The 20,091-nt window shown below is 72.0% G+C and carries 23 protein-coding genes; 19 read left to right on the top strand and 4 right to left on the bottom strand.

The features are described 5' to 3' along the window. Window positions 1-167 precede the first annotated feature (167 nt). Window positions 168-296 (top strand): hypothetical protein, encoded by a 129-nt coding sequence (locus tag AB0878_RS10035; protein ID WP_366578362.1) that lies wholly within the window; start codon window positions 168-170, stop codon window positions 294-296. A 6-nt stretch (window positions 297-302) separates the two neighbouring features. Here the strand turns inward: AB0878_RS10035 and AB0878_RS10040 are convergent, their stop codons facing one another. Continuing rightward, the gene (locus tag AB0878_RS10040; protein WP_366578364.1) at window positions 303-1,415 is read right to left on the bottom strand and encodes a 3-isopropylmalate dehydrogenase; all 1,113 of its coding nucleotides are present in this window, start codon (window positions 1,413-1,415) and stop codon (window positions 303-305) included. A 54-nt stretch (window positions 1,416-1,469) separates the two neighbouring features. Then, window positions 1,470-2,225, bottom strand: coding sequence for a GntR family transcriptional regulator (locus AB0878_RS10045; protein ID WP_366578365.1), 756 nt, complete (start codon window positions 2,223-2,225; stop codon window positions 1,470-1,472). 173 nt (window positions 2,226-2,398) lie between these two features. On the opposite strand from AB0878_RS10045, the gene AB0878_RS10050 reads away from it, so the two are divergent. The 8 genes from AB0878_RS10050 to AB0878_RS10085 are packed head-to-tail and all read left to right on the top strand — an operon-like array spanning window position 2,399 to window position 9,999. Next, entirely contained in the window at window positions 2,399-3,538 is a 1,140-nt protein-coding gene (locus AB0878_RS10050) for an ATP-binding cassette domain-containing protein (RefSeq protein WP_366578367.1), read from the top strand. Further along, window positions 3,535-4,431: an ABC transporter permease gene (locus AB0878_RS10055; RefSeq protein WP_366578369.1), complete on the top strand. Its 897-nt coding sequence runs from the start codon at window positions 3,535-3,537 to the stop codon at window positions 4,429-4,431. The genes AB0878_RS10050 and AB0878_RS10055 overlap by 4 nt, the downstream gene beginning before the upstream one ends. 31 nt (window positions 4,432-4,462) lie before the next feature. Further along, a complete protein-coding gene (locus AB0878_RS10060; protein ID WP_366578371.1) occupies window positions 4,463-5,215 on the top strand; it encodes an ABC transporter permease in 753 nt (250 codons plus the stop codon). Further along, on the top strand, window positions 5,205-5,975 hold the full coding sequence (locus tag AB0878_RS10065; protein ID WP_366578372.1) for an SDR family oxidoreductase: 771 nt from the start codon (window positions 5,205-5,207) through the stop codon (window positions 5,973-5,975). Before AB0878_RS10060 ends, AB0878_RS10065 begins: the two co-directional genes overlap by 11 nt. Then, window positions 5,972-7,381 (top strand): amidase, encoded by a 1,410-nt coding sequence (locus AB0878_RS10070; protein WP_366578374.1) that lies wholly within the window; start codon window positions 5,972-5,974, stop codon window positions 7,379-7,381. Before AB0878_RS10065 ends, AB0878_RS10070 begins: the two co-directional genes overlap by 4 nt. A gap of 11 nt (window positions 7,382-7,392) precedes the next feature. Then, window positions 7,393-8,211 (top strand): polysaccharide deacetylase, encoded by an 819-nt coding sequence (locus AB0878_RS10075; RefSeq protein WP_366578376.1) that lies wholly within the window; start codon window positions 7,393-7,395, stop codon window positions 8,209-8,211. Further along, window positions 8,208-8,894, top strand: a complete 687-nt coding sequence (locus AB0878_RS10080) for an SDR family oxidoreductase (protein ID WP_366578377.1) — start codon at window positions 8,208-8,210, stop codon at window positions 8,892-8,894. Before AB0878_RS10075 ends, AB0878_RS10080 begins: the two co-directional genes overlap by 4 nt. A gap of 37 nt (window positions 8,895-8,931) precedes the next feature. Next, window positions 8,932-9,999 (top strand): ABC transporter substrate-binding protein, encoded by a 1,068-nt coding sequence (locus AB0878_RS10085; protein ID WP_366578379.1) that lies wholly within the window; start codon window positions 8,932-8,934, stop codon window positions 9,997-9,999. 207 nt (window positions 10,000-10,206) lie between these two features. Here AB0878_RS10085 and AB0878_RS10090 read toward each other — a convergent pair whose 3' ends face one another. Beyond that, window positions 10,207-10,989, bottom strand: a complete 783-nt coding sequence (locus AB0878_RS10090) for a methyltransferase domain-containing protein (protein WP_366578381.1) — start codon at window positions 10,987-10,989, stop codon at window positions 10,207-10,209. 174 nt (window positions 10,990-11,163) lie between these two features. Between AB0878_RS10090 and AB0878_RS10095 the strand changes: the two genes are divergently transcribed. The 5 genes from AB0878_RS10095 to AB0878_RS10115 are packed head-to-tail and all read left to right on the top strand — an operon-like array spanning window position 11,164 to window position 15,887. Continuing rightward, entirely contained in the window at window positions 11,164-11,883 is a 720-nt protein-coding gene (locus AB0878_RS10095; RefSeq protein WP_366578383.1) for an SDR family oxidoreductase, read from the top strand. Window positions 11,884-11,902: 19 nt separating this feature from the next. Then, window positions 11,903-13,204 (top strand): MFS transporter, encoded by a 1,302-nt coding sequence (locus tag AB0878_RS10100; protein WP_366578384.1) that lies wholly within the window; start codon window positions 11,903-11,905, stop codon window positions 13,202-13,204. Window positions 13,205-13,212: 8 nt separating this feature from the next. Continuing rightward, a complete protein-coding gene (locus AB0878_RS10105; RefSeq protein ID WP_366578386.1) occupies window positions 13,213-14,352 on the top strand; it encodes a C45 family peptidase in 1,140 nt (379 codons plus the stop codon). Further along, window positions 14,349-15,182, top strand: coding sequence for a polysaccharide deacetylase (locus AB0878_RS10110; RefSeq protein WP_366578388.1), 834 nt, complete (start codon window positions 14,349-14,351; stop codon window positions 15,180-15,182). Before AB0878_RS10105 ends, AB0878_RS10110 begins: the two co-directional genes overlap by 4 nt. A 3-nt stretch (window positions 15,183-15,185) precedes the next feature. Next, window positions 15,186-15,887: an SDR family oxidoreductase gene (locus AB0878_RS10115; protein ID WP_366578390.1), complete on the top strand. Its 702-nt coding sequence runs from the start codon at window positions 15,186-15,188 to the stop codon at window positions 15,885-15,887. On the opposite strand, the gene AB0878_RS10120 is transcribed toward AB0878_RS10115, so the two are convergent. Continuing rightward, window positions 15,880-17,532 (bottom strand): ABC transporter substrate-binding protein, encoded by a 1,653-nt coding sequence (locus tag AB0878_RS10120; RefSeq protein WP_366578392.1) that lies wholly within the window; start codon window positions 17,530-17,532, stop codon window positions 15,880-15,882. The two genes, AB0878_RS10115 and AB0878_RS10120, sit on opposite strands and share 8 nt — an antisense overlap. 116 nt (window positions 17,533-17,648) lie before the next feature. Between AB0878_RS10120 and AB0878_RS10125 the strand changes: the two genes are divergently transcribed. The 5 genes from AB0878_RS10125 (at window position 17,649) to AB0878_RS10145 (ending at window position 20,055) form a co-directional block, all read left to right on the top strand. After that, entirely contained in the window at window positions 17,649-18,080 is a 432-nt protein-coding gene (locus AB0878_RS10125) for a hypothetical protein (RefSeq protein ID WP_366578394.1), read from the top strand. 50 nt (window positions 18,081-18,130) lie between these two features. Next, window positions 18,131-18,358, top strand: coding sequence for a hypothetical protein (locus AB0878_RS10130; protein WP_366578395.1), 228 nt, complete (start codon window positions 18,131-18,133; stop codon window positions 18,356-18,358). Between the two features lie 61 nt (window positions 18,359-18,419). Next, window positions 18,420-18,902, top strand: a complete 483-nt coding sequence (locus AB0878_RS10135; RefSeq protein WP_366578397.1) for a sigma-70 family RNA polymerase sigma factor — start codon at window positions 18,420-18,422, stop codon at window positions 18,900-18,902. Beyond that, window positions 18,899-19,441 carry a hypothetical protein gene (locus AB0878_RS10140; RefSeq protein ID WP_366578398.1) on the top strand — a complete coding sequence of 181 codons (543 nt, stop codon included), beginning with the start codon at window positions 18,899-18,901 and terminating at the stop codon, window positions 19,439-19,441. Before AB0878_RS10135 ends, AB0878_RS10140 begins: the two co-directional genes overlap by 4 nt. Continuing rightward, window positions 19,438-20,055 carry a class I SAM-dependent methyltransferase gene (locus tag AB0878_RS10145; protein WP_366578400.1) on the top strand — a complete coding sequence of 206 codons (618 nt, stop codon included), beginning with the start codon at window positions 19,438-19,440 and terminating at the stop codon, window positions 20,053-20,055. Before AB0878_RS10140 ends, AB0878_RS10145 begins: the two co-directional genes overlap by 4 nt. Window positions 20,056-20,091 lie beyond the last annotated feature (36 nt).

The following is a 20,091-nucleotide window of genomic DNA, read 5'->3' on the forward strand; positions in this document are numbered from 1 at the left end:
TGAGATCAACTCATGCCCAGCGGGACCGTGGAAGACCGCGACGGTGTCGCCGTGCTGACCTACACCCGCCCGCCCCGGAACTATCTCGACTTCGCGTCGATCGCGGAGCTCGGCGACCGGCTGGAGGAGCTCGGCGAGCGCTCCGGCGAGGTTACGCGGCGAAGCGCGTGCTGGTGCGGAGCGCCGAGCTGTCGCTGGACGAGGGCCCGGCCCTGCGGCTCGACGAGTTCCGCAAGATCACCGGCAACAGCCCCGAGCTGCTCGCCCGCATCGACCAGATCCTCGCGGGTAACTGATCCCGCTCAGGCGAGCGCGCTGACCAACGACCGTGCCGGGTCGCCGATCGCCGCCGGGTCCACCGTGGCGACGCGGTCGGCGATCCGGTGCCCGAGCTCATCGGTGGTGGCACCCATGTCCGGGCCCGCCAGGGCGGGGAGCTCGGCGAGCACGGACGCGGCGGCGGCCTCCAGCGCGAGCGCCGCGTCGCGCTCGCCGAGGGTGGCGAGGCAGAGCGCGGCCGACAGCACGGCCGCGGCCGGGTTCGCCCAGCCGCGGCCGGCGATGTCGGGCGCGGAGCCGTGCACGGGCTCGAACATGCTCGGCGCGCTGCCGGTCGGGTTGTGGTTGGCGCTCGCGGCCACGCCGAGTCCACCTTGGACGGTGGCGCCGAGGTCGCTGATGATGTCGCCGAAGAGGTTGTCGGTCACCACCACGTCGAAGCGGCCCGGGTTCGTCGGCAGGTGCAGGCACATCGCGTCGGCGTGCACGTAGTCGTGCTCCACGTCGGGGTGGCGCGTGGCGACCTCGTCGACGACGTCCTGCCACAGCTGCCCGGCGTGCACGAGGATGTTCGTCTTGTGGCACAACGTCACGCGCCGCCGGCGCCGCTCCGCGAGCCGGAACGCGAACTCGACGATCTCCCTCGTCGCCGCCACGGTGGTCACCGAGTTCTGCAGCGCCACGGCGTGCGGGGTGCCGGCGTGGGTGGTCGAACCGCCGCCGGCGTAGAGGCCTTCGGTGTTCTCGCGCAGCACCACGAGGTCGCAGTTCTCCGGCGTCACGCCCTTCACCGGGCTTTCCACACCGGGGTAGAGGCGCACCGGCCGGACGTTCACCGACTGCCGGAACGCCACCCGCAGCGCCACGATCAGGCCGCGTTCCAGGATGCCGGGCGCGACGCGCGGGTCGCCGACCGCGCCGAGCAGGATCGCGTCGTGCTCGCGCAGCTTCTCCACGGCCGGCTCGTCGAGGACCACGCCGGTGCGCAGGTAGTGCTCGGCGCCGAGGTCGAACTCCGTGGTCTCCACGGCGAACCCGAACTTCCCGGCCGCCGCGTGCACGGCGGTGAGGGCGGCCGCGGTCACGTCGGGGCCGATGCCGTCGCCGCCGATCACGGCCAGGTGGTGCTTGCGCATGCGCGTCTCCTCTTCGACTGAGGCTTGAGGCTCGAGACCTGAGGGCGGGGCGGGCTACTCCGAGCGGACCGACGCGTCGAGCAGCTCCAGCCGGCGCCGGTCCTCGGCCGACAGGCTCCGCCCGTACACGGCCGCGAGACTGTGGCGCGACAGCGACGCGGCGGTCTCGGCGTCGCCGCGCTCGATCGCGTCGTAGACCTCTTGGTGCGTGCGCACGAACTCCGCCCGCACCTCGTCGGTCTCGGTCGAAGAGTCCACAGTGTCGCGAACGAGGTCCACTATGGCCTCTTCGATCACGTCGTTGATGATGTCCATCAGCGCGTTGCCCGCCGCCTTGCGGATCGCGGCGTGGAACTGCGCGTCGGCGCGCGCGAACGCCTCGGTGTCGCCGCTGCCGACCTCGGCCATGAGCCGGATCGCCTCGGCCATCTCGTCGAGGTGTTCCTGCGTGCGCAGGTGCGCGGCGAGGAAGTTGGCCGTGGAGCCGGTCATCATGCGGTACTGCACGAGGTCGACGAGCGAGATCTGCTCGACCTTCACCGCGCCGTTGAGCATCCGCGAGATGCCCTCGGTCATCGACGCCGACACCCGCGGTCCCTTGTGGCTGCCGGGACTGGTCTTGATCAGCCCCATGTTCTCCAGGATGCGCAGCGCTTCCCGGACCGTGGACCGGCCGACGGAGAACTGCTCGACCAGCGCGCGCTCCGAAGGCAGGTAGTCGCCGGCTTTGAACTGGCCCCCGTAGATGGCGGCCTCGATCTGGGCGACGACCGATTCGAAGGCCCGGCCCTTGGTGACGGGGGTGAACATTCCGCAATCCTCTCGTGCCCACCCGCGTGAGGTCGACGGGGGCGAGCCGGTCGGAGGGAACGTCTTGACCCCGCCCGGGCGCCGATGAATGATGGCTCCCGTCAACCTAGCATCTGGTCTGACCAGATGCTAGGAAGCTCGGATGGCACTCCCACGACGATGCGGAGGTGCGCATGCCCGCCACCACTCGGAGCCGGGCCGCGGACGTGACCACGGCGGACGCCCGGCCGGAAGCCGACGTCGTGCTCGCCATGCGCGGCGTCACGGTCGACTACGGCGCCACCCGCGTGCTGCACGAAGTCGACTTGTCGGTGCGGCGCGGCGAGCTGATCGCGTTGCTCGGGCCCAGCGGGTCGGGCAAGACGACGATGATCCGCACGATCGCCGGGTTCGCCGAGCCGGCCGCGGGACGGCTGCTGCTGCACGGGCGCGACCTCGCCGGCGTGCCGGTGCACCGCCGCAACATCGGCCTGGTCTTCCAGAGCTACGCGCTGTTCCCGCACCTGTCGGTCGCGGACAACATCGCGTATCCGCTGAAGGTGCAGAAGAAAGGCCGCGCCGCCATCAAGGCGCGCGTGGCCGAGCTGGTCGAGCTCGTGCAGCTGGCCGGGCACGCGGGCAAACGCCCGGCGCGCCTGTCCGGCGGGCAGCAGCAACGCGTCGCTCTGGCCCGGGCGCTGGCGATGGACCCCGAGCTGCTGCTGCTCGACGAGCCGCTGTCGAACCTCGACGCCAATCTGCGCCGCGAGGTGGGCGAGGAGATCCGGCGGCTGCAGCAACGCACCGGGACGACGACGATCATGGTCACGCACGACCGCCAGGAGGCCTTCGGCATGGCCGACCGGATGGCCGTGCTGCGCGAAGGCCGGATCGAGCAGCTCGCCACCCCGCGCGAGGTGTACCGGCGTCCGGTCAACGCGTTCATGGCGGGCTTCGCCGGCGAAGCGAACCTGCTGGCGGGCACCGTGACCGCGGCCGGTCCGGCAACCGGATCCACCACGGTCACCACGGCCGCGGGCGTGCTGGTCACCGGCGACGAAGCCGCTCCGGGCGCGGACGTGATGGTGCTCGTGCGGCCCGAGGACGTGCGGATCGACGCACCGGCCCCGGCCGGACCCGGCGTGCTGCCCGCGACGATCGCCGAGAGCTTCTACTACGGCAGCTCGCTCGTCGTGCAGGCCGACGCCGCCGGAACCCGGATCCAGGCACTCGTCACCGGCACGGCGAGCACACGGTTCGAGGCAGGACAACAGGTTTCGCTGCGCATAGCCGCGCACGACGCCGTGCTCCTGCCCGACGGGGCCGGCGCATGACCGCCACGCTCACCCAGCCGGCCGCGCCGCCGCGCGCCGCCGGGAAAGCCCGGAAAACGCCGTCCCGCCGGGTCTTGCTGCTCCTGCTGCCGATGCTGGTGATCTTCGCTGTCGGGTTCGCGGTGCCGCTCTACTTCGTGATCCGGTTCTCGCTCGAGCACTTCGACGCCGCCGGCGGGCAGACGTGGGGCTTCACCTTCGAGCAGTTCCTCACGATCTTCACCACGCCGTTGTACGGCAACCTGATCCTGCGCACGCTCGGCCTCGCGCTCGCGACCACCGTGATCTCCGCGCTGATCGGGTATCCGCTCGCGCTGGCGATCACGCGCGGCCCGCGGCGGCTGCGCGGCCCGCTGATGGCCGTGGTGACGATCCCGATGCTCACCAGCGTCGTCGTGAAGACGTTCGGCTGGCAGGTGCTGCTCGGCAGCGACGGGTTCCTGCAGCGCGCGCTCGACGCCGTCGGGCTGTCGTCGGTGAAGCTGCTGAACACGCCGGCGGGCGTGGTGGTCGGGCTCGTGCACACGTACTTCCCGTTCATGGTCATCAGTCTCGTCGCCGCGTTGTCGGCGCTGGACCGCCGCACGGAGGAAGCCGCCGCGGCCCTGGGTTCGCCGCCGGGGCAGGTGTTCCGGCGCGTGACGTTCCCGCAGTCGCTCGACGGGCTGGCCGCCGGGTCGGCGCTGACGTTCGTGACGAGCATGAGCGCGCTCATCACGCCGCAGATGCTGGGCGGCGGCAAGGTGTCCACGATCGTCACGGTGATCTACCAGCAGGCCACGACGGCGCAGAACTGGCCGCTCGCTTCGGCTTTGGGTGTCGTGCTGCTGGTGATCACCTTCGTGATCCTGTCCCTGCAGACCTGGGCGGTGCGTCGTGCGACGCGCGGGTGAGCGCGGGTGGGCGGGCAGGATCCTGTTCGGTGTGGTGATCGCCGTGATCGTGGTCTTCGCCCTCGCGCCGCTGGCCGTCGCGATCGGTTCGTCGGTCACCGAGACCGGGTACCTCACGTTCCCGCCGCAGGGCTTCACGCTCAAGTGGTTCGCGGCCGCCGCGGACGATCCGAAGTTCCTCGAGGCGTTGTGGACCAGCCTGGAGCTCGCGGCCACGACCACGGTGCTCAGCGTCGCGGCGGGCGTGCTCGCGAGCTACGCGATCGTGCGCCGGCCCGGCGTGGTCACCGGGGCGCTGGAACAGGTGCTGCTGTCGCCGATCCTGCTGCCCGCGGTGGTGCTGGGGCTGGGCATCCTGTTCGCGCTGTCGTTGTCGGGCTGGCTCGGGACCTTCCCCGGCGGCCTGCTGGCGCACGTGATCATCGCGTCGCCCTTCGTCACGCGGTCGGTGCTGGCCGGGCTGCGGCGCCTCGATCCGGCGCTGGAGGAGGCTTCGCGTTCGCTCGGGGCCGGTGCGCTGCGCACGTTCGGCCGGATCGTGCTGCCGTCGCTGCGCGGCGCGATCGTGGGCGGCGCGGTGTTCGCGTTCGTCATCTCGTTCGACGAAGCGGTGGTCACGCTGTTCCTCACCGGCAGCGGGTTCACGACGCTGCCGATCACGATCTTCACCTACGTCCAGTACTCGAACAACCCGACGATCGCCGCGGTCTCGACCGTGATCGTGCTGGTCTCCGCGCCGCTCGTCGGGCTCGTGACGCGAGGGGGCACCCAGGATGAGCGCTGAGGGCACGCGGCCGGCGGCGGTGGTGACCGGGTCGTCGTCCGGCATCGGCCGGGCCTGCGCGGTCGAGCTGGCGAAGTGCGGCTGGGACGTCGTCGTCCACGGGCTCGGAGCCGACGCGGGGCTGGCCGAGACGATCGAGCTGGTCGGCGCCGAAGGCGGTACGGCCGTGCCGGTCGCGGGCGACATGCGGGAGCCGTCGGTGGCGGAAGCGTTGGTGAGCAACGCTGTCGAGCGGTTCGGCCGCCTCGACGGGGTGGTCAGCAACGCCGGCACCGGGCTCACCAAAGCGTTCGGCGAGCTCGGTGACGACGACTGGGCCACGCTGCTGGAAACGCACCTGCTCGGCGCGACGCGGCTGCTGCGGGCCGCGCACCCGCACCTCGTGGCCGCGCGCGGCGCCGTGGTGACCATGTCGAGCCTCGCCGCCGGCCGGGCGCTGACCGGCCGCGCCGGCTACGGCGCGACGAAAGCCGCGCTCGAAGGGCTGACCAGACAGCTGGCCGCCGAGTGGGCGCCCGACGGCGTGCGCGTGAACGCGATCGCGCCCGGCACGATCCTGACTCCCTTGGTGCGCACCAACTTCGCCCGCGGGCTGCTCGACGAGGGCCAGGTGCTGCAGCGCACGCCGCTGGGCCGGCTCGGCGAGCCCCGCGAAATCGCCACCGCCGCGCGGTTCCTGCTCTCGCGCGACGCGTCCTACATCACCGGCCAGACGCTGTCCGTCGACGGCGGCTGGTCCATCTGGGGAGGATGGTCATGATTCCCGAACGAGCGCTCGAGCTCCGCAACGCCGTCGTCGACGGAGTGCTCTCCGCCGGCGAGGTCCTGGACGAGACGCTGGCCGGCATCGGGAAGACCGACCCGTCGCTGCACGCGTTCCTCACCGTCGACGAGGAACACGCGCGCGAGCAGGTCCGCGAGCTCGACCGCCGCCGTGCCGCGGGCGAGGAACCCGGGCCGCTGTGGGGAGTGCCGTTCTCCGTCAAGGACGTGTTCGACACCCGCGGCGTGCGCACGACGTACGGCTCACGCGTCTACGACCACCACGTGCCCGACCACGACGCCGAGCTGGTGCACCGGATCCGCCGGGCCGGCGGGATCCTCGTCGGGAAGACGAACACGCCCGAGTTCGCGATCTACATCCGCACGGTCAACGACCTGCAGCCCGAAACGCGCAACCCGTGGGACCCGGCCTGCACCACGGGCGGGTCGAGCGGGGGAGCGGCGGCGTCGATCGCGGCCGGGCTGACCACGATCGCCGTGGGCAGCGACGGCGGTGGCTCGATCCGCGTGCCCGCCGCGCTGTGCGGCTGCGTCGGCCTGATGCCCTCGCGCGGTGCGCTGCCCCGCACCGGCGGCCGCATCGGCACGCGCCGGTTCTCCGCCGGCGGTCCGATCACGCTCGACGCCCGCGACGCGCACGTGCTCCACCAGGTGATGGCCGGACCGTACGCCGGCGACGGGCTCAGCCGCGGCCTGCTGCCGACCGGCATCCGGCAGCCGGCCGGGATCCCGGCGACCCCGCGCGTGCGGTGGATCGGCGACAGCGGCGTACCCGGCGCGGACGGCGAAGTCGTGGCCACGGCGTACGAAGCCGCCGCCGGGTTCGCGCGCGAATGCGGCGGCCGGCTCGACGAAACGGTGGCCAGCCTTGACTCGCCGCGGTTCAGCGAGGCGTTCTACGACATGATGCAGGCCGACCGGTTCTCCACCGGCGGCGAGGAGATCTTCCGCGACGAGAAGGCCAACGCGCTGCTGACCGACTACGGCCGCCACCAGTTCGCGCGCGGCTCGGCCGTCACCGGCGCCGCGTACTCGGCCGCGGTCGAAACCCAGCTGAAGGCCGTGGAGCACCTGGAACGCCTGCTCGACGGCGTGGACGTGGTGGCCACGCCGACCGTGCCGTTCACCGCGCCGCGGATCCCCGACGGGGATCTCGAGCTGCCGGAGGACGCGCGGCGCGGGTTCGTGGCCTTCACGTTCCTGCTGAACTACACCGGTTTCCCGGCGGTGACGGTGCCGTGCGGCACCGTCCGGTCGATGCCCGCCGGGCTGCAGCTGATCGGGCGGCCCGGTTCGGAGGACGTGCTGATGTCCTACGCCGCGACGTTCCAGGACCGCGTGTTCCGCCTGCCGCCCGTGCCCGCCCTGTCCACGTCGCGTTAGGAGCGCCGCCGATGCCCACTCCCGTTCTGCTGACCTTCGACCTCGACGCCGAGCTGCTGTGGACCGCGCGCGACCCGGCGGGTGCGGAAAAGCCGGTCTGGCTCTCGCAAGGCCACTACGGGCCGAAGGTCGGCCTGCCGCGGATCCTGGCGCTGCTCAAGCGGTACGAGCTCACGGCGACGTTTTTCGTGCCCGGACTCGTGGTCGAGCGGTACCCGGCGCAGATCGAGGCCATCCTCGAAGCCGGGATCGTCATCGAGCACCACAGCTACACGCACGAGTGGTCGGACAAGCTGGGGCCCGAGGCCGAGCTGGAGGAGTTCCGGAAGGGCTGGGACGCGATCGTGAAGGCGACCGGGCGCGAGCCGCGCGGCTGGCGCTCGCCGGCGGGGGAGCTGACCGCGGATTCCGTGCGGTACATGGAACAGTTCGGGATGACGTTCTCGTCGAACCTCTTCGACGCCGACACCGCGCACCTGCTGGCCGACCAGGGGCACACGACCTCGATCGTCGAGCTGCCCTTCGCGTGGGTGCTCGACGACGCGCCGTTTTTCCTCTACAGCAACCGGTTGCCGGGCCGCACGATGGCGGCGCCCTCGGCCGTCGCGGAGTCGTGGACGCGCGAGTACGACGGGATTTCGCAGGAGGTGGGCACGCACTTCATGCTGGCCATGCACCCGCAGGTGATCGGGCGCCCGTCGCGGCTGTGGGCGCTGGAGGAGACGATCAAGCACATCCTGGCTGCCGGGACGGGCGAGTTCGTGTCCTGCGTGGACTACGCGGACCGCGTGCGGCCGGTGCTGCTCGCGGAAGCGGGGCTCGCGCCGTGACCGGGGTCGCCGTGGTCACCGGCGGCGCGAGCGGCATCGGCGCGGCAGTGGTGGACCTGCTGGCGGAGCGCGGCTTCTCGGTCGTCGTGGCCGATGTGGCGGCTTCGCCGCCCACGGATGTGTCCTCTTCGGACAGTGTCGCCGCGCTGGCCGGCCGGGTGGCCGCCGAGCACGGCCGGTGCGACGTGCTGGTGAACTGCGCGGGTGTGGTCGCCGTCGGCGACGTGCTCACCGTGTCCGAAGCGGACTGGACGCGGGCCTTCGACGTGAACGTCACCGGCGTGTGGCGCACGGCGCGCGCGTTCATCCCGTTGATGCCCGAGGGCGGCGCGATCGTCAACGTCGCGTCGGCGGCCGCGTTGCGCGCGATCCCGGAGATGCCCGCCTACGTCGCGTCGAAAGCCGCGGTGGTCGGGCTGACGCGGGCGATGGCGATCGACCACGCGCCGCAGGGCATCCGCGTGAACTGCGTGTGCCCGGGCCTCGTCGACACCCCGCTCGCGCGCCACGCCCAGGAGCAGCGCGGCGGCGAGGCTCGCGCGGCCGTGCGGAACTTCGAACCGTACCTGGTGAAACGCACCGCCGAAGCGGCCGAGATCGCCGACGCCGTGGTGCTGCTCGCCACCAACCGCTATGCCACCGGCGCAACGCTCGCGCTCGACGGCGGCCGTTCCCTGCACTGACTCCCCTCCCCACCGTGCCGACCAGCTAGGAGACACCATGCCGACCCTCGACCGCCGGGGCTTCCTCCGGCTCACCGGCGCCGCGGCGGGCGCCGCCGCGCTCACCGCCTGCGGCCCGAACATGGCGGGCAAACCCGGCTCGTCGGGTGGCGGACTGAAGATCAACAGCTTCGGCGGCACGTTCCAGAGCGCCGTGCAGAGCACCGTCGCCGACGCCTACACCACCAAGACCGGCGTCGGCGTCGACCTGATCACCGCGATCTCGAGCGACGCGCTGACCAAGATGCGCGCCGCGAACAACGCGTTCGACCTCGCCTACCTCGACCTGGCGCCGCTGTACCAGGCGAAAGCCGCCGGGCTGCTGCAGAAGCTCGACCGCGCGCAGCTGCCGTCGCTGTCGGAGCTGTACCCGCTGGCCGTGGACAAGGACGGCTACTGGGTCGCCGAGCTCGCGTCGATGACCGGCATCGTCTACCACACCGAGCGCGTGAAAACGCCGCCGAAGTCGTGGAAAGATCTGTGGGACCCCAAGTACCGTGGCAAGGTCGCGATCTCGAACGTCAGCGGCACCGCCGGTTACCACTTCCTCGCCATGGCCGCCCGGCTCAACGGCGGCAGCGAGACCGCCATCGACCCCGGTTTCGCCGCGATCGCGTCCTTGAAGCCGAGTCTCGCGGCCATCTACAGCACCCCCGACGAGATGAGCAAGCTGCTCACGAGCGGCGAGGCCGACATCGGCGTCTGGTACGCCGACCGCACGAGCGCCCTGAAGTCGAGCGGTGCGCCCGTCGCGTTCGTCCGGCCGCAGGAAGGCGCCACCGCGATCCTGTCCGCGATGTGCCTGCCCGCGGCCACCAGCCGCGCGAAGGACGCCCACGCATACCTGGACTTCCAGATCTCCTCGGCCGTCAACGGCAAGTTCGTGCAGGCGATCGCGGAGGGCCCGACGAACAGCAAGGTCACGCTGCCCCAGCAGTTCCTCAGCGCGAACTACGTGCCCTACGGCCAGCAGGAGATCTCATCGCTGATCCAGCTCGACAGCGAAGCCATCTCCAAGAACCTCTCGGCCTGGATCACGCGGTGGCAGCAGGAGATCGCGAGCTGAACCGCGCCCGAAACCAGCTCGTCCCGTCCGGCGCGCGGCCGTAGTTCGGAACGATGGGGCGGATTCCGGCGGCGGTCGCGAGTGCTCCCGGCAGTGTCACCTGGTGTCTGCCGGTCGCGGGCAGTGCCACCACCGTGCTCGGGTTCGTCATGGCGATGTCCGGCGCGTGACCACCCGGCTCGCGGCCGTCCGCCGGAAACGTGCCGGTCACTCCGCTTCGGCGGTGAACAGATACCGGTTGAGGCTGTAGAAGTACTCACCGTCCTCGGCGCGCTTGCGCAGGTCGGCCAGCCACGCGTCGGCTTCGGCCGCCGTGACCCCGCGGCGGCCGGCGACGAACTCGGCGACGATGTGCATCTGGGTCGCGCTGAAGGAATCCGGCATCAGCTCGGGGTTCAGGATCGGGTGCACGTGGTGCCCGGTCACGCGGAAGCCCGCGCGCCTCAGCAGCGCGGGCAGCTCGCGCGGCAGGCGCGGGTGGGCAAGGTGCTCGTCCCACGCGTCGAGGATCCGGCGGTGCCGAGCGAGGTCGGAGGTGTGCCACACGAGCGAGTCGGCGTCGGTGTCGAGGATCAGCGCGCGTCCGCCGGGCTTGAGCACGCGGCGCAGCTCGGCCAGGGCGGCCGGCACGTCGGGCACGTACTCGTAGACCTGCGTGGACACGGCCGCGTCGAACGTGTCGTCCGGGTAGGGCAGCGCGGTCGCGTCGCCTTCGTCGAGCCGCACCCAGGGCAGGCCTTCGGCCCGTTTCGCGGCCAGGGCGTTCATCGCCGCGCTCGGGTCCAGCCCGTGCGCGGCGCCCGTCGCGCCCACCGCCCGCGCCATCGACTCCAGCAGGTACCCCGGCCCCGACCCGACGTCCAGCACCCGCTCACCCGGCCGCGGCGCCAGCAAGGACAGCACCACATTCCGCTGCGCCACGACGTCCGGGCTCGCGTACAGCCGGTCGGTGCGCTTCGCGCCTTCGTCGTCGAACTGCAGCATCGCCATGCGTCCGACCCTACGACGACCGCGGGTCCAGCGAGAACCCGAACGCGAAGATGACCAGGCCGATCCACTTGAACCGCGATTCGCGGCTCTCGCACATCGGTCGAACGACCGATGTCGAGCCGGGCCGGCCCGGCTACCTTCCCCGGCACCGTTGTCGATCGGGAGGAGAGCCGAGTGGACACGCTGGCGGTGGTGACCGGTGCGGCCGGCGGGCTCGGGGCCGGTTTCGCGGACCGCTTGGCCCGCGCGGGCGCGGCCGTCGTGCGCGCGGACCTGCGGTTCGACGGCACCGAGAAGGACCGGGTGCACCTCGACGTGACCGACCCCGCGTCGTGGGAGCGGCTGCGCGAGCACGTGCACGAGCACTTCGGGACGGTCGGGCTGCTGGTGAACAATGCGGGTGTCAGCGCGCGCGACGACCTGCTGTCGACCTCCGACGACGATTTCGCCCGCGTGCTGGCCGTGAACGCGTTCGGCCCGTGGCGCGGGATCAAGACCTTCGCCGACGACCTCGCCGCCACCCGGGGCGCGGTCGTGAACGTGGGGTCCATCTACGGCGTCACCACGCCGCCGGGCGGCGAGGGGACCGTGCCGTCGTCCGTGGCCTACCAGATGAGCAAGGCGGCGGTGCACCAGCTGACCAAGGTCGCCGCCGTGGAGCTCGCGGCGCGGGGGATCCGCGTGAACGCGGTGCTGCCCGGGGTGTTCCGGACGGCGCTGCTCGAAGACCTGCCGCCCGACGCGTTGCGCGCCCGCGTGGACGGTGCCCCGATGGCGCGCGCGGGTGAGCTCGGCGAGCTCGCCGACGTGCTCGCCTTCCTCGCCGGACCGGAGTCCTCGTTCGTCACGGGCGCGCTGGTGCCCGTCGACGGCGGGTACCTGGCGGCGTCCTGACCCTTCCCGAGGAGGAACCATGACCGTGCACCCCGCGCACGCCGCCACGGAGGCGGACGCCCCGAGACTCCAGCTGAGGGCCGTCGTCTCGAGCAGCATCGGCAACCTGCTGGAGCAGTACGACAACCTCGTCTACGCGTACTCGGCCGTCTACCTGTCCGCGCAGTTCTTCGCCGGCGACTCGTTCTCGTCGCTGCTCTCGACGTTCGCCGTGTTCGCGGTCGGCTTCCTCGCCCGGCCCGTGGGCACCGTGGTGTTCGGCCACCTCGGCGACAAGGTCGGCCGCCGGCCGGCGCTGATCCTGAGCGTGATCCTCATGGGCGCCGCGACCGTGCTGGTCGGCCTGCTGCCCGGCTACGCGACGATCGGCCTCGCCGCCCCGATCCTGCTCGTGGTGCTGCGGCTGTTCCAGGGCTTCGCGGTCGCGGGCGAGTGGGCGGGGTCGGCGACGATGCTCGTCGAGTACGCGCCCCCGAAGGCCCGCGGCCGCTACGGCAGCCTCAACCAGGTCAGCACCGCCGCCGGTTTCCTCGTGGCCGCCGGGGTCGTCGCGCTCAACTCGCTGTTCTGGACCGAGCAGAGCATGAAGGACTTCGGGTGGCGCATCCCCTTCCTCGTCGGCGCGCTGACGGCTGTCGTGGCGCTCGTGCTGCGGTTCGGGCTCGAAGACACGCCGCTCTACCGCGCGGAGAAGGCCGCGGGCGAAGTGAGCGCGAGCCCGCTGCGGCTGGCGCTGCGCACGCAGAGATCGGCCATGGCGCTGGGGTTCTTCTTCACCGTGAGCTGGACCGTCGCGTACTTCTTCTTCCTCACCTACCTGCCGACGCACCTGAAAACGCAGGTGAAACTCGACTCCGGCACCGTCGAGGCGTCGAACCTCGTCGCGCTCGTGGTGCTGACCGTGGCCATCTGGTTCTTCGGTGCGCTGTCCGACCGGATCGGGCGCAAACCGTTGCTGCTCATCGGGTCCGGCGGCTTCATCGTGCTGACGTTCCCTGTGATGTGGCTGTTCCAGACCGGCAGCACGGCCGGCGCCTACCTCGGCCAGATCGTCATCGCGCTCGTCCTCGCCGCGTTCTCCGGGCCCGGGCCCGCGGCGCTGGCCGAGCTGTTTCCCACCAACGTCCGCTACTCGGCGCTGGGCATCGGCTACAACTTCTCCGTCATGGCCTTCGGCGGCACCGCCGGCTTCATCGCCACCGCGCTGATCGACGCCACCGGCAACGCGCTCGCGGTGGCCGCGCTCCCGACCGCCGCGGCGATCATCACGTTCGTGGCGGTCTGCCGGATGCCCGAGACCTACCGGACCGAGCTGAAATGAGCACCGCCATGACCACTCCGCGCCTGATCGTCGTGCAGGGCAGCTACCGGCAGATGGGCGAGCAGCTCGGCGCGCGGACCGCCGACCTCATCGACCGCAGCCTCGCCACCTACGTCGGCCGCTTCCACGACGACGCCGGCCTGTCCGACGCCGACATCGACCGCTGGGGCCGGATCTACCTCGACGTCGCCGAGTCCTATGTCCCCGAGATCGCGGCGATGCTCCACGGCATGGCCGGCGGCTCCGGCCACCCGGCGCACCGCCTGGCCGCCCTGAACGCGCGCACCGAAATGCTCTACGGCACCGGCTACCGCGACGAAGGCTGCACGTCGGTGTCCGTGCTGCCGCGCTACACCGCCGACGGCCACACGCTGCTCGCGCAGAACTGGGACTGGCACCCGGAGCAGGCCGAGGTCACGTTCCTGCTGGCCACGCGCGACGAGTCCGGGTTCTCCGTGCTGTCGCTGAGCGAGGCGGGCATGCTCGCCAAGAGCGGCCTCAACTCCGCGGGCCTGGGCGTGTGCGCGAATCTGCTGATCTCCGACCTCGATCACGGCGGGCGCGGCGTGCCGTACCACTACCTGCTGCGCGGCGTGCTGCAGTCGCCGACGATGTCCCTGGCGCACAAACGGTTGCTGCCCGTCGAGCGGATTTCCTCGGGCAACGTGCTGCTCGCCGACGCGGGCGGCGAGTCCATCGACTTCGAGCTCGCGCCCGGCGTCTTCGGTGCGTTGCTGCCGGAGCAGGGGCTGATCACGCACTCCAACCACTTCCAGGCGAACCTTCCGTTGCAGGACAAGAAAGCCGCGACGAGCGCGTTGACGCAGCTGCGGCCGGCCCGGGCGCGGCACCTGCTGGAACCCGCGCTGGACGAGCGGCGCGTGCGGGTGGCCGACGTCGTGGCGACGCTGCGCGACGAGTGGTCGTTCCCGGACGGCATCTGCCGCCACCCCGACCCGGACGTGCCCGCGGCGGAGAAGTTCTGCACGGTGTACTCGCTGGTGATGGACCTGACCGACCGGGTGCTGTGGATCGCGCCCGGCCCGCCGAGCCGGCACGCCTACACCCGCTGGGACCTCGACCGGCTTTTCGACGGCACTCCGACCGGACGCACCGAGTTCGAGCCGGAGGAGGTCGCCGTCGCATGAGCCCCACGGTCTGCTTGACGTTCGACTTCGACGCCATCTCCCTGTGGATCGCGCGTGGCCAGGTGACGCCCGGACCGGTGTCGCGCGGGGAGTTCGGCGCGTACGCGATCGGCCGCATCCTGGACCTGCTGGAGCGCCACTCGGTGCCGTCGACGTTTTTCATTCCCGGGCACACTTTGGAGACGTACCCGGCGCAGTGCTCGGCCGTCGCCGCGGCGGGACACGAGATCGCGCTGCACGGCTACGCGCACGAACCGGTGTCCACTTTGGATCGGGATGCCGAGCTGGCCGTGAACCGGCGCTCGGCGGCGTTGATCGAGCAGCTCACGGGCGCGCCGCCGGCCGGGCACCGGACGCCGAGCTGGGACTTCACCGACAACACCGTCGAGATCCTCGGCGAGCTGGGCGTGGAGTACGACTCTTCGCTGATGGGCACGGATTTCGAGCCGTACTTCGCGCGTTCGGGGGACGTCTGCGATCCCGGCGGTCCTTATCAGTTCGGGGCCGCCTCCTCGATCGTCGAGCTCCCGGTGTCGTGGACCCTGGACGACTACCCGCACCTGGAGTACCTGCGCCTGCCGCAGGGCGTGATGCCGGGGCTGCAGGACGCGGACGCGATGTTCGGGCGGTTCCTGCGCGACGTGCGCTACATGACCGAGACCGTGCCCGGCGGCGTGACCACGGTGACGCTGCACCCGCAGGTGGTCGGCCGCGGTGCGCGGATGGCGGCGCTGGAGCGATTCGTCGTCGGCTGCCGGGAGCTGGGTGTGGAGTTCGAGCGCTGTGTGGACGTCGCCCGGCGGTTCCGGCCGCTCCTCGAAGGGCGGTGACCCGTGGCGAAATCGGTGCTGCTGCTGGGTTCCCGTGGTGGCTTGGGCCGGGCGATCGGCTCGCGGCTGACCGCGGACGGGTGGACGGTCGTCGGCGCGGACCTGCCCGATTTGGATCTGGCGCGGCCGGACGTGGCGTCGGCGGTGGCGCGGTTGCAGGGTGCGCACGATGGGTTCGACGCGCTCGTGCACGCGGCGGGCCTGTATCCCGCCGCGCCCGTCTCGAACGGCGACGAGGAGCTGTTCGACCGGGTCCTGACGGTGAACGCGCGCTCGGCGTTCGCGGCGGGCGCGCAGTTCGTGCGCGAGCGTGTGGCTGCGGGGCGACCCGGGGCGATGGTGTTCGTCAGCAGTGGCGCGGCGACGCGGGCGCGGCCGGGCACCGCCGTGTACGCCGCGTCGAAGGCCGCGTTGGACGCGCTGGTGCGGGCGTTCGCGCTGGAACACGGGCGCGACGGCATCCGCTGCAACGCCGTCGCGCCCGGCTTCATCGACGTCGGCTCGCAGGTGAACCCCGTGCCGCGCTCGTACGTCGAGGGGGTCGAGGCGGCGAGCGTGAGCGGGCGGCTGGGCCGGCCCGACGAGATCGCCGCGGCCGTCGCGTGGCTGCTGAGCGAGGACGCGTCGTGGGTCAACGGGCGCTCGGTGCCGGTCGACGGCGGGGACGGCATCGGGTCGGTGACCGGGCCGTCGTGGCTCAGCTGAGCAGCGCCGGCGCCAGGCGGCGGTGGGTGCCGCCTTCGATGCGGTAGACGAGGTGGGGGTGGCCGCGGGTGGGGTCGCCGGTGTCGTCGGGGTAGCTCAGGCCGCGCTGGCCGCGGCCGAGGAACTGGTGCGCGCCGGTCACGCCGAACGACGCGACCGACCGCAGCTGCCGCCGCACCGCCGCGAAGTCCCACGGCCGGCTGACCTGGCTCCACACCTGGGCGAGCACGTTGACCATGTCGAAGTGCACCGCCGCGGCGCCCAGGCCGGGTTCGCCGCCGTAGGCCGCGCGGTAGCGCTGTTCGAACGCGTGGCAGGCGGGGCTGTCGACGTTGCCGATGACCGTCGACCACAGCAGCCCGTCGGACAGCGAACGGAACCGGTCCGTGAAGCCGGGGGCGGCGGGCGACCAGGCGACGTGCACGAGCGTGCGGTCGCGCAGCGGTTCGGCGGCGGCGAGGAACGCGCGCAGCGTCGGCTCCGGAAAGCTCGACAATGAGACGGCGTCGGCTTTCGCGCGCTCCAGCTGCCGCACGATTGCGCTGAAATCGCGGGTGTGGTCGGGCACCGGCTCGGCGAACACCAGCTCCCAGCCCGCCCCCGCGGCGTGGCGCTCGACCTGCTCCGGGATCGACGCGTCGAACGTGCTCTCGCGCGGCAGCACCGCCAGCCGGCGTCGGCGCCCGTGGTCGAGGTGGGGGAGCGTGCGCAGAAGCCCCGGCACGTACGCGGATTCGGTGGAACAGACCTGGAACACGGCGCCGAGACCGCGCGGGTCCGCGTGCACGTCGTCGGACAGCGCGGGCCCGGTCATGCTGTGCAGCACGGGCGCTCCGGCCGCGGCCGCCGTCGCGATGGCCCTGCGCGCGTAGCTCAGCGGGAAGTTGCCGAATACGACGGCGTCCACGCCGCGCCCTGCCAGTTCCTCGACGGCGTCCAGCAGGCCGTCGGGCGTCGCCCCGAGCGCCACGTGCTCCACCTGCCGCCCCGCGACGCCGCCCCGCGCGTTCAGCTCGGTGACGGCCAGCTTGTCCCCGCGGCGCATCGCCACGACCTCGGGGCCGGCGGCCGCCGCGTAGACCGCGCCGATGAGCGCGGGACGGGGCTTGGTGGTGCGCGGCTTTGTCCTGGGTTTCTCTTGCAGGAGCGCCATCAGCGTCGCCGGCAGCACCAGTTCCCTGGTGGGCAACGGCGCCGCGTACGCGTCGTGCTCGGCCAGCAGCGTCGCCACGGTGACGCGGGAGTTCGTGCCGGTCTTGGTGAAGATGTGCTCGAGGTGCGTCGCCACCGTCCGCCGTGAGCACTGCAGCGCCCCGGCGATGTCCTGGTTGCCCAGCCCACCCGCGACGGCCGTGGCCACCTGCAGCTCACGCACGGTCAGCCCGAACGGCGCGGCGGTATCGACCACGTCCAGCCGCGCCAGCCGTCCGTCGCCGTCGGTGACGTCCACGACCACCCGGCGCACCACGTCGTCCGCCACGTCGAGGTACTGCACCGACTGCCCCCGCAGCACCCGCACGGCCCGCTCGGCCACGGCGACCAGGTCGCGCCGCCTCCGGAAGAACGCCTGGTCACTGCCCCTTCCGGCCCCGGCTTCCGGCTGCAGCCACCGCCGCGCCGCGACGTCGTGCTCCCGCGTCACCACCAGCCGTCTCCCTTCGTGGGGCAGAGGGGAGTATCCCAAACGCGCGCCGGTTCGGCGCTGTCGTTCGCCGGGGCTGGGTAGGGTTCTCCGGGATGAATCGGACATATGGGGGCAGCATGGGATCTGCGGCGTTTCCGGGCGCGCAGCTTGCCGATTCGGAGTACGGCGGCGCGCTGACCGCGTTTTTCGACCACGGCATCCTGGTCGTCGAGGATGTCGAGACGCCGGGTCGCCACGAATCCTGGGACCCCGACACGCAGCGGTTCCACCTGGACGTCGACTCCCTCTACGTCTTGGTGCGTCCCTCGGTCGACGGCCCGGTTCGCGTCGACGTCTTCCACGACGAGGCGCCGCCGGAGTTCACCGAGGGCCTGGTGCCGAAGCTCGAAGGCGTTCTCGAGACACCTTCGTCCGCGGTGACGGTGCACGACTTCGACGACAGTGCCGAGCTGCGCGTTGGTGTGTTCTCCCGGGCACAGGATCTGAAGGTGTTCGTCGGCGACGGCAAGTGGCCCGACCGGGTCGTGATCGTCCTGACGGCCCGCTGAACCACCGTCGTCGCTGGTGCGGGGTGCCCGAATCGGGCAGAGTCGGCGGTATGCGTAGATTCCTGACCGCCGGGTTGCCGGCCGGCTCGTTCGCCCTGGTCGCCCTCGCCGTGCCTGCCACCGCGGCGGCGGCCGCCCCGCCCGGGTGGTGTCTCGGGCCGGGGCCGTGCACGGTGACCACCGACGGCTGGTGCTTCGGTGACACGCCGTGCGACCGCGTCCACAGCCCCGACGGCTGGTGCCTCAACCCGTCCGAGGACATCTGCCGGCGTTATTGACCCGGACCGTGCAACCTCCGGGACCACCCGGCTCGTATGGGACGGCGACGAGAGGGGTGGCGTGGCGGATCGGGCGAGTTTCACCGACGTGGCGCGGGACCGGGCGCCGCGGTGGCGGCGGGTGTCGTTCCTGCTGTGCGGGGACTGGGCGTTGGCCGAGGACATCGTGCAGGTGACGTTGCTGCGGCTGTACAAACGCTGGCAGCGCCTCGACCCGGCGGGCATCGACGCCTACGCGCGCCGCGTCATGGCGCGGCTGGCGATCGACGCCGCGCGCCGGCCGCACCGTCGGGCGGAGGTGCTGACGGCGCCGCCCGAGCGGCCGCGCGCGGACGTGGTGCCCGACGACGGCGCCGACGTCCGCGCCGCGCTGGACACGCTGGGGTCCCGGCAGCGGGCGGTGCTGGTGCTGCGGTTCTACTGCGACCTCTCGGTGGCTGACACCGCGAAGACGTTGCGCATCACCGAAGGCACCGTGAAATCCCAGTCGGCCCGCGCTCTCGCCACCCTGCGGACGCTGCTGTCGGAAGGAGCCAGCTCATGACCCGGGACCTGCTCGACCGGGCCCTCGGCTCCGACGAACCGCCGCTGGGGCTGGACTTCGAGGCGATCGAGGCCCAGGGCGCACGCTCGGTGCGGCGCCGGGCGCGGCTGGCGCTCGCCGGAACGGCCGCGGTCGTGGTCGGGGCCGCGTTGGGGGCGGTCGCGGTGCTGCAGCACCCGCAGGCGTCCCCGGCGTCGTCCGGGCAGATCACCTACGCCAAGCCCAACGACCGCGAGATCGCCTACTGCTACCACACCGCGGACATCACCAGCGACGCGCCGAACCAGCACGTCCCGGCCGGCATCAACGGCAACAGCCCCAACGGCCGTGGCGACATCGCCGCCGTGATCGAGGACATCTGCGCCACGGCTTGGCGAGACGACTACTACGAATGGCACAGCCCCACCGTGCCGCCGCTGGTCGCGTGCGTCCTCACTTCCGAGGCGGTCGAAGCCCAAGCGGGCGCCGTGGCCGTGTTCCCCGGCGACGAGCGGACCTGCGCGGCCATGGGCCTGCCCGTCGCGGACCTGAACCGATGACCGACCCCGCCTGGCTCCGGGCCCAATGGGACAAGTACGCCCCGCACTACGACCGCAGCATCGGCTTTCTCGAACGCCTCCAGTTCGCCGGCGGCCGCGAATGGGTCTGCGCGCAGGCGAGCGGAGACGTGCTGGAGGTGGCCATCGGCACGGGGCTCAACCTGGGCCACTATCCGGCCGACGTCCGCGTGACCGGTCTCGACCTCAGCCCGGCCATGCTGGAGCTGGCGAAGCGTCGCGCCGACGACCTCGGCCGGCCCGTGACGCTGCGCCAGGGAGACGCCGAAGCGCTCCCGTTCCCCGACGCCGGCTTCGACACCGTCGTCTGCACCCTCGGCCTCTGCGGCTTCCCCGACGACCGCGCCGCCCTCGCCGAGATGCACCGCGTCCTGCGTCCGGGCGGCGCGTTGCTGCTGCTCGACCACGTCGGCAGCCACCACCGCCCGCTGCACTGGGCCCAGGGGCTCCTGGAACGGGTGACCCTCCGCCAGATCGGCGACCACCAGACCCGCCGTCCCCTGCCCCTCGTCATCGACGTCGGCTTCGAGATCACGAAGGCGGAGCGGCTCAAACTCGGGACGGCGGAACGGCTCGTGGCCCGAAAGCCGGCCTGAACACGACAGTGGTCCCGGCCAAGCGGCCGGGACCAC

This window comes from Amycolatopsis sp. NPDC047767, from assembly GCF_040704195.1.
GTDB lineage: Bacteria > Actinomycetota > Actinomycetes > Mycobacteriales > Pseudonocardiaceae > Amycolatopsis.

What these genes read in the sequence shown, in the direction of transcription:
- AB0878_RS10075 (WP_366578376.1), top strand. Translation starts at nt 7,393, where the DNA reads ATGCCCACTCCCGTTCTGCTGACCTTCGACCTCGACGCCGAGCTGCTG.
- AB0878_RS10130 (WP_366578395.1), top strand. Translation starts at nt 18,131, where the DNA reads ATGCGTAGATTCCTGACCGCCGGGTTGCCGGCCGGCTCGTTCGCCCTG.
- AB0878_RS10125 (WP_366578394.1), top strand. Translation starts at nt 17,649, where the DNA reads ATGGGATCTGCGGCGTTTCCGGGCGCGCAGCTTGCCGATTCGGAGTAC.
- AB0878_RS10055 (WP_366578369.1), top strand. Translation starts at nt 3,535, where the DNA reads ATGACCGCCACGCTCACCCAGCCGGCCGCGCCGCCGCGCGCCGCCGGG.
- AB0878_RS10105 (WP_366578386.1), top strand. Translation starts at nt 13,213, where the DNA reads ATGACCACTCCGCGCCTGATCGTCGTGCAGGGCAGCTACCGGCAGATG.
- AB0878_RS10040 (WP_366578364.1), bottom strand. Translation starts at nt 1,415, where the DNA reads ATGCGCAAGCACCACCTGGCCGTGATCGGCGGCGACGGCATCGGCCCC.
- AB0878_RS10110 (WP_366578388.1), top strand. Translation starts at nt 14,349, where the DNA reads ATGAGCCCCACGGTCTGCTTGACGTTCGACTTCGACGCCATCTCCCTG.
- AB0878_RS10090 (WP_366578381.1), bottom strand. Translation starts at nt 10,989, where the DNA reads ATGGCGATGCTGCAGTTCGACGACGAAGGCGCGAAGCGCACCGACCGG.
- AB0878_RS10065 (WP_366578372.1), top strand. Translation starts at nt 5,205, where the DNA reads ATGAGCGCTGAGGGCACGCGGCCGGCGGCGGTGGTGACCGGGTCGTCG.
- AB0878_RS10145 (WP_366578400.1), top strand. Translation starts at nt 19,438, where the DNA reads ATGACCGACCCCGCCTGGCTCCGGGCCCAATGGGACAAGTACGCCCCG.
- AB0878_RS10050 (WP_366578367.1), top strand. Translation starts at nt 2,399, where the DNA reads ATGCCCGCCACCACTCGGAGCCGGGCCGCGGACGTGACCACGGCGGAC.
- AB0878_RS10140 (WP_366578398.1), top strand. Translation starts at nt 18,899, where the DNA reads ATGACCCGGGACCTGCTCGACCGGGCCCTCGGCTCCGACGAACCGCCG.
- AB0878_RS10070 (WP_366578374.1), top strand. Translation starts at nt 5,972, where the DNA reads ATGATTCCCGAACGAGCGCTCGAGCTCCGCAACGCCGTCGTCGACGGA.
- AB0878_RS10085 (WP_366578379.1), top strand. Translation starts at nt 8,932, where the DNA reads ATGCCGACCCTCGACCGCCGGGGCTTCCTCCGGCTCACCGGCGCCGCG.
- AB0878_RS10100 (WP_366578384.1), top strand. Translation starts at nt 11,903, where the DNA reads ATGACCGTGCACCCCGCGCACGCCGCCACGGAGGCGGACGCCCCGAGA.
- AB0878_RS10045 (WP_366578365.1), bottom strand. Translation starts at nt 2,225, where the DNA reads ATGTTCACCCCCGTCACCAAGGGCCGGGCCTTCGAATCGGTCGTCGCC.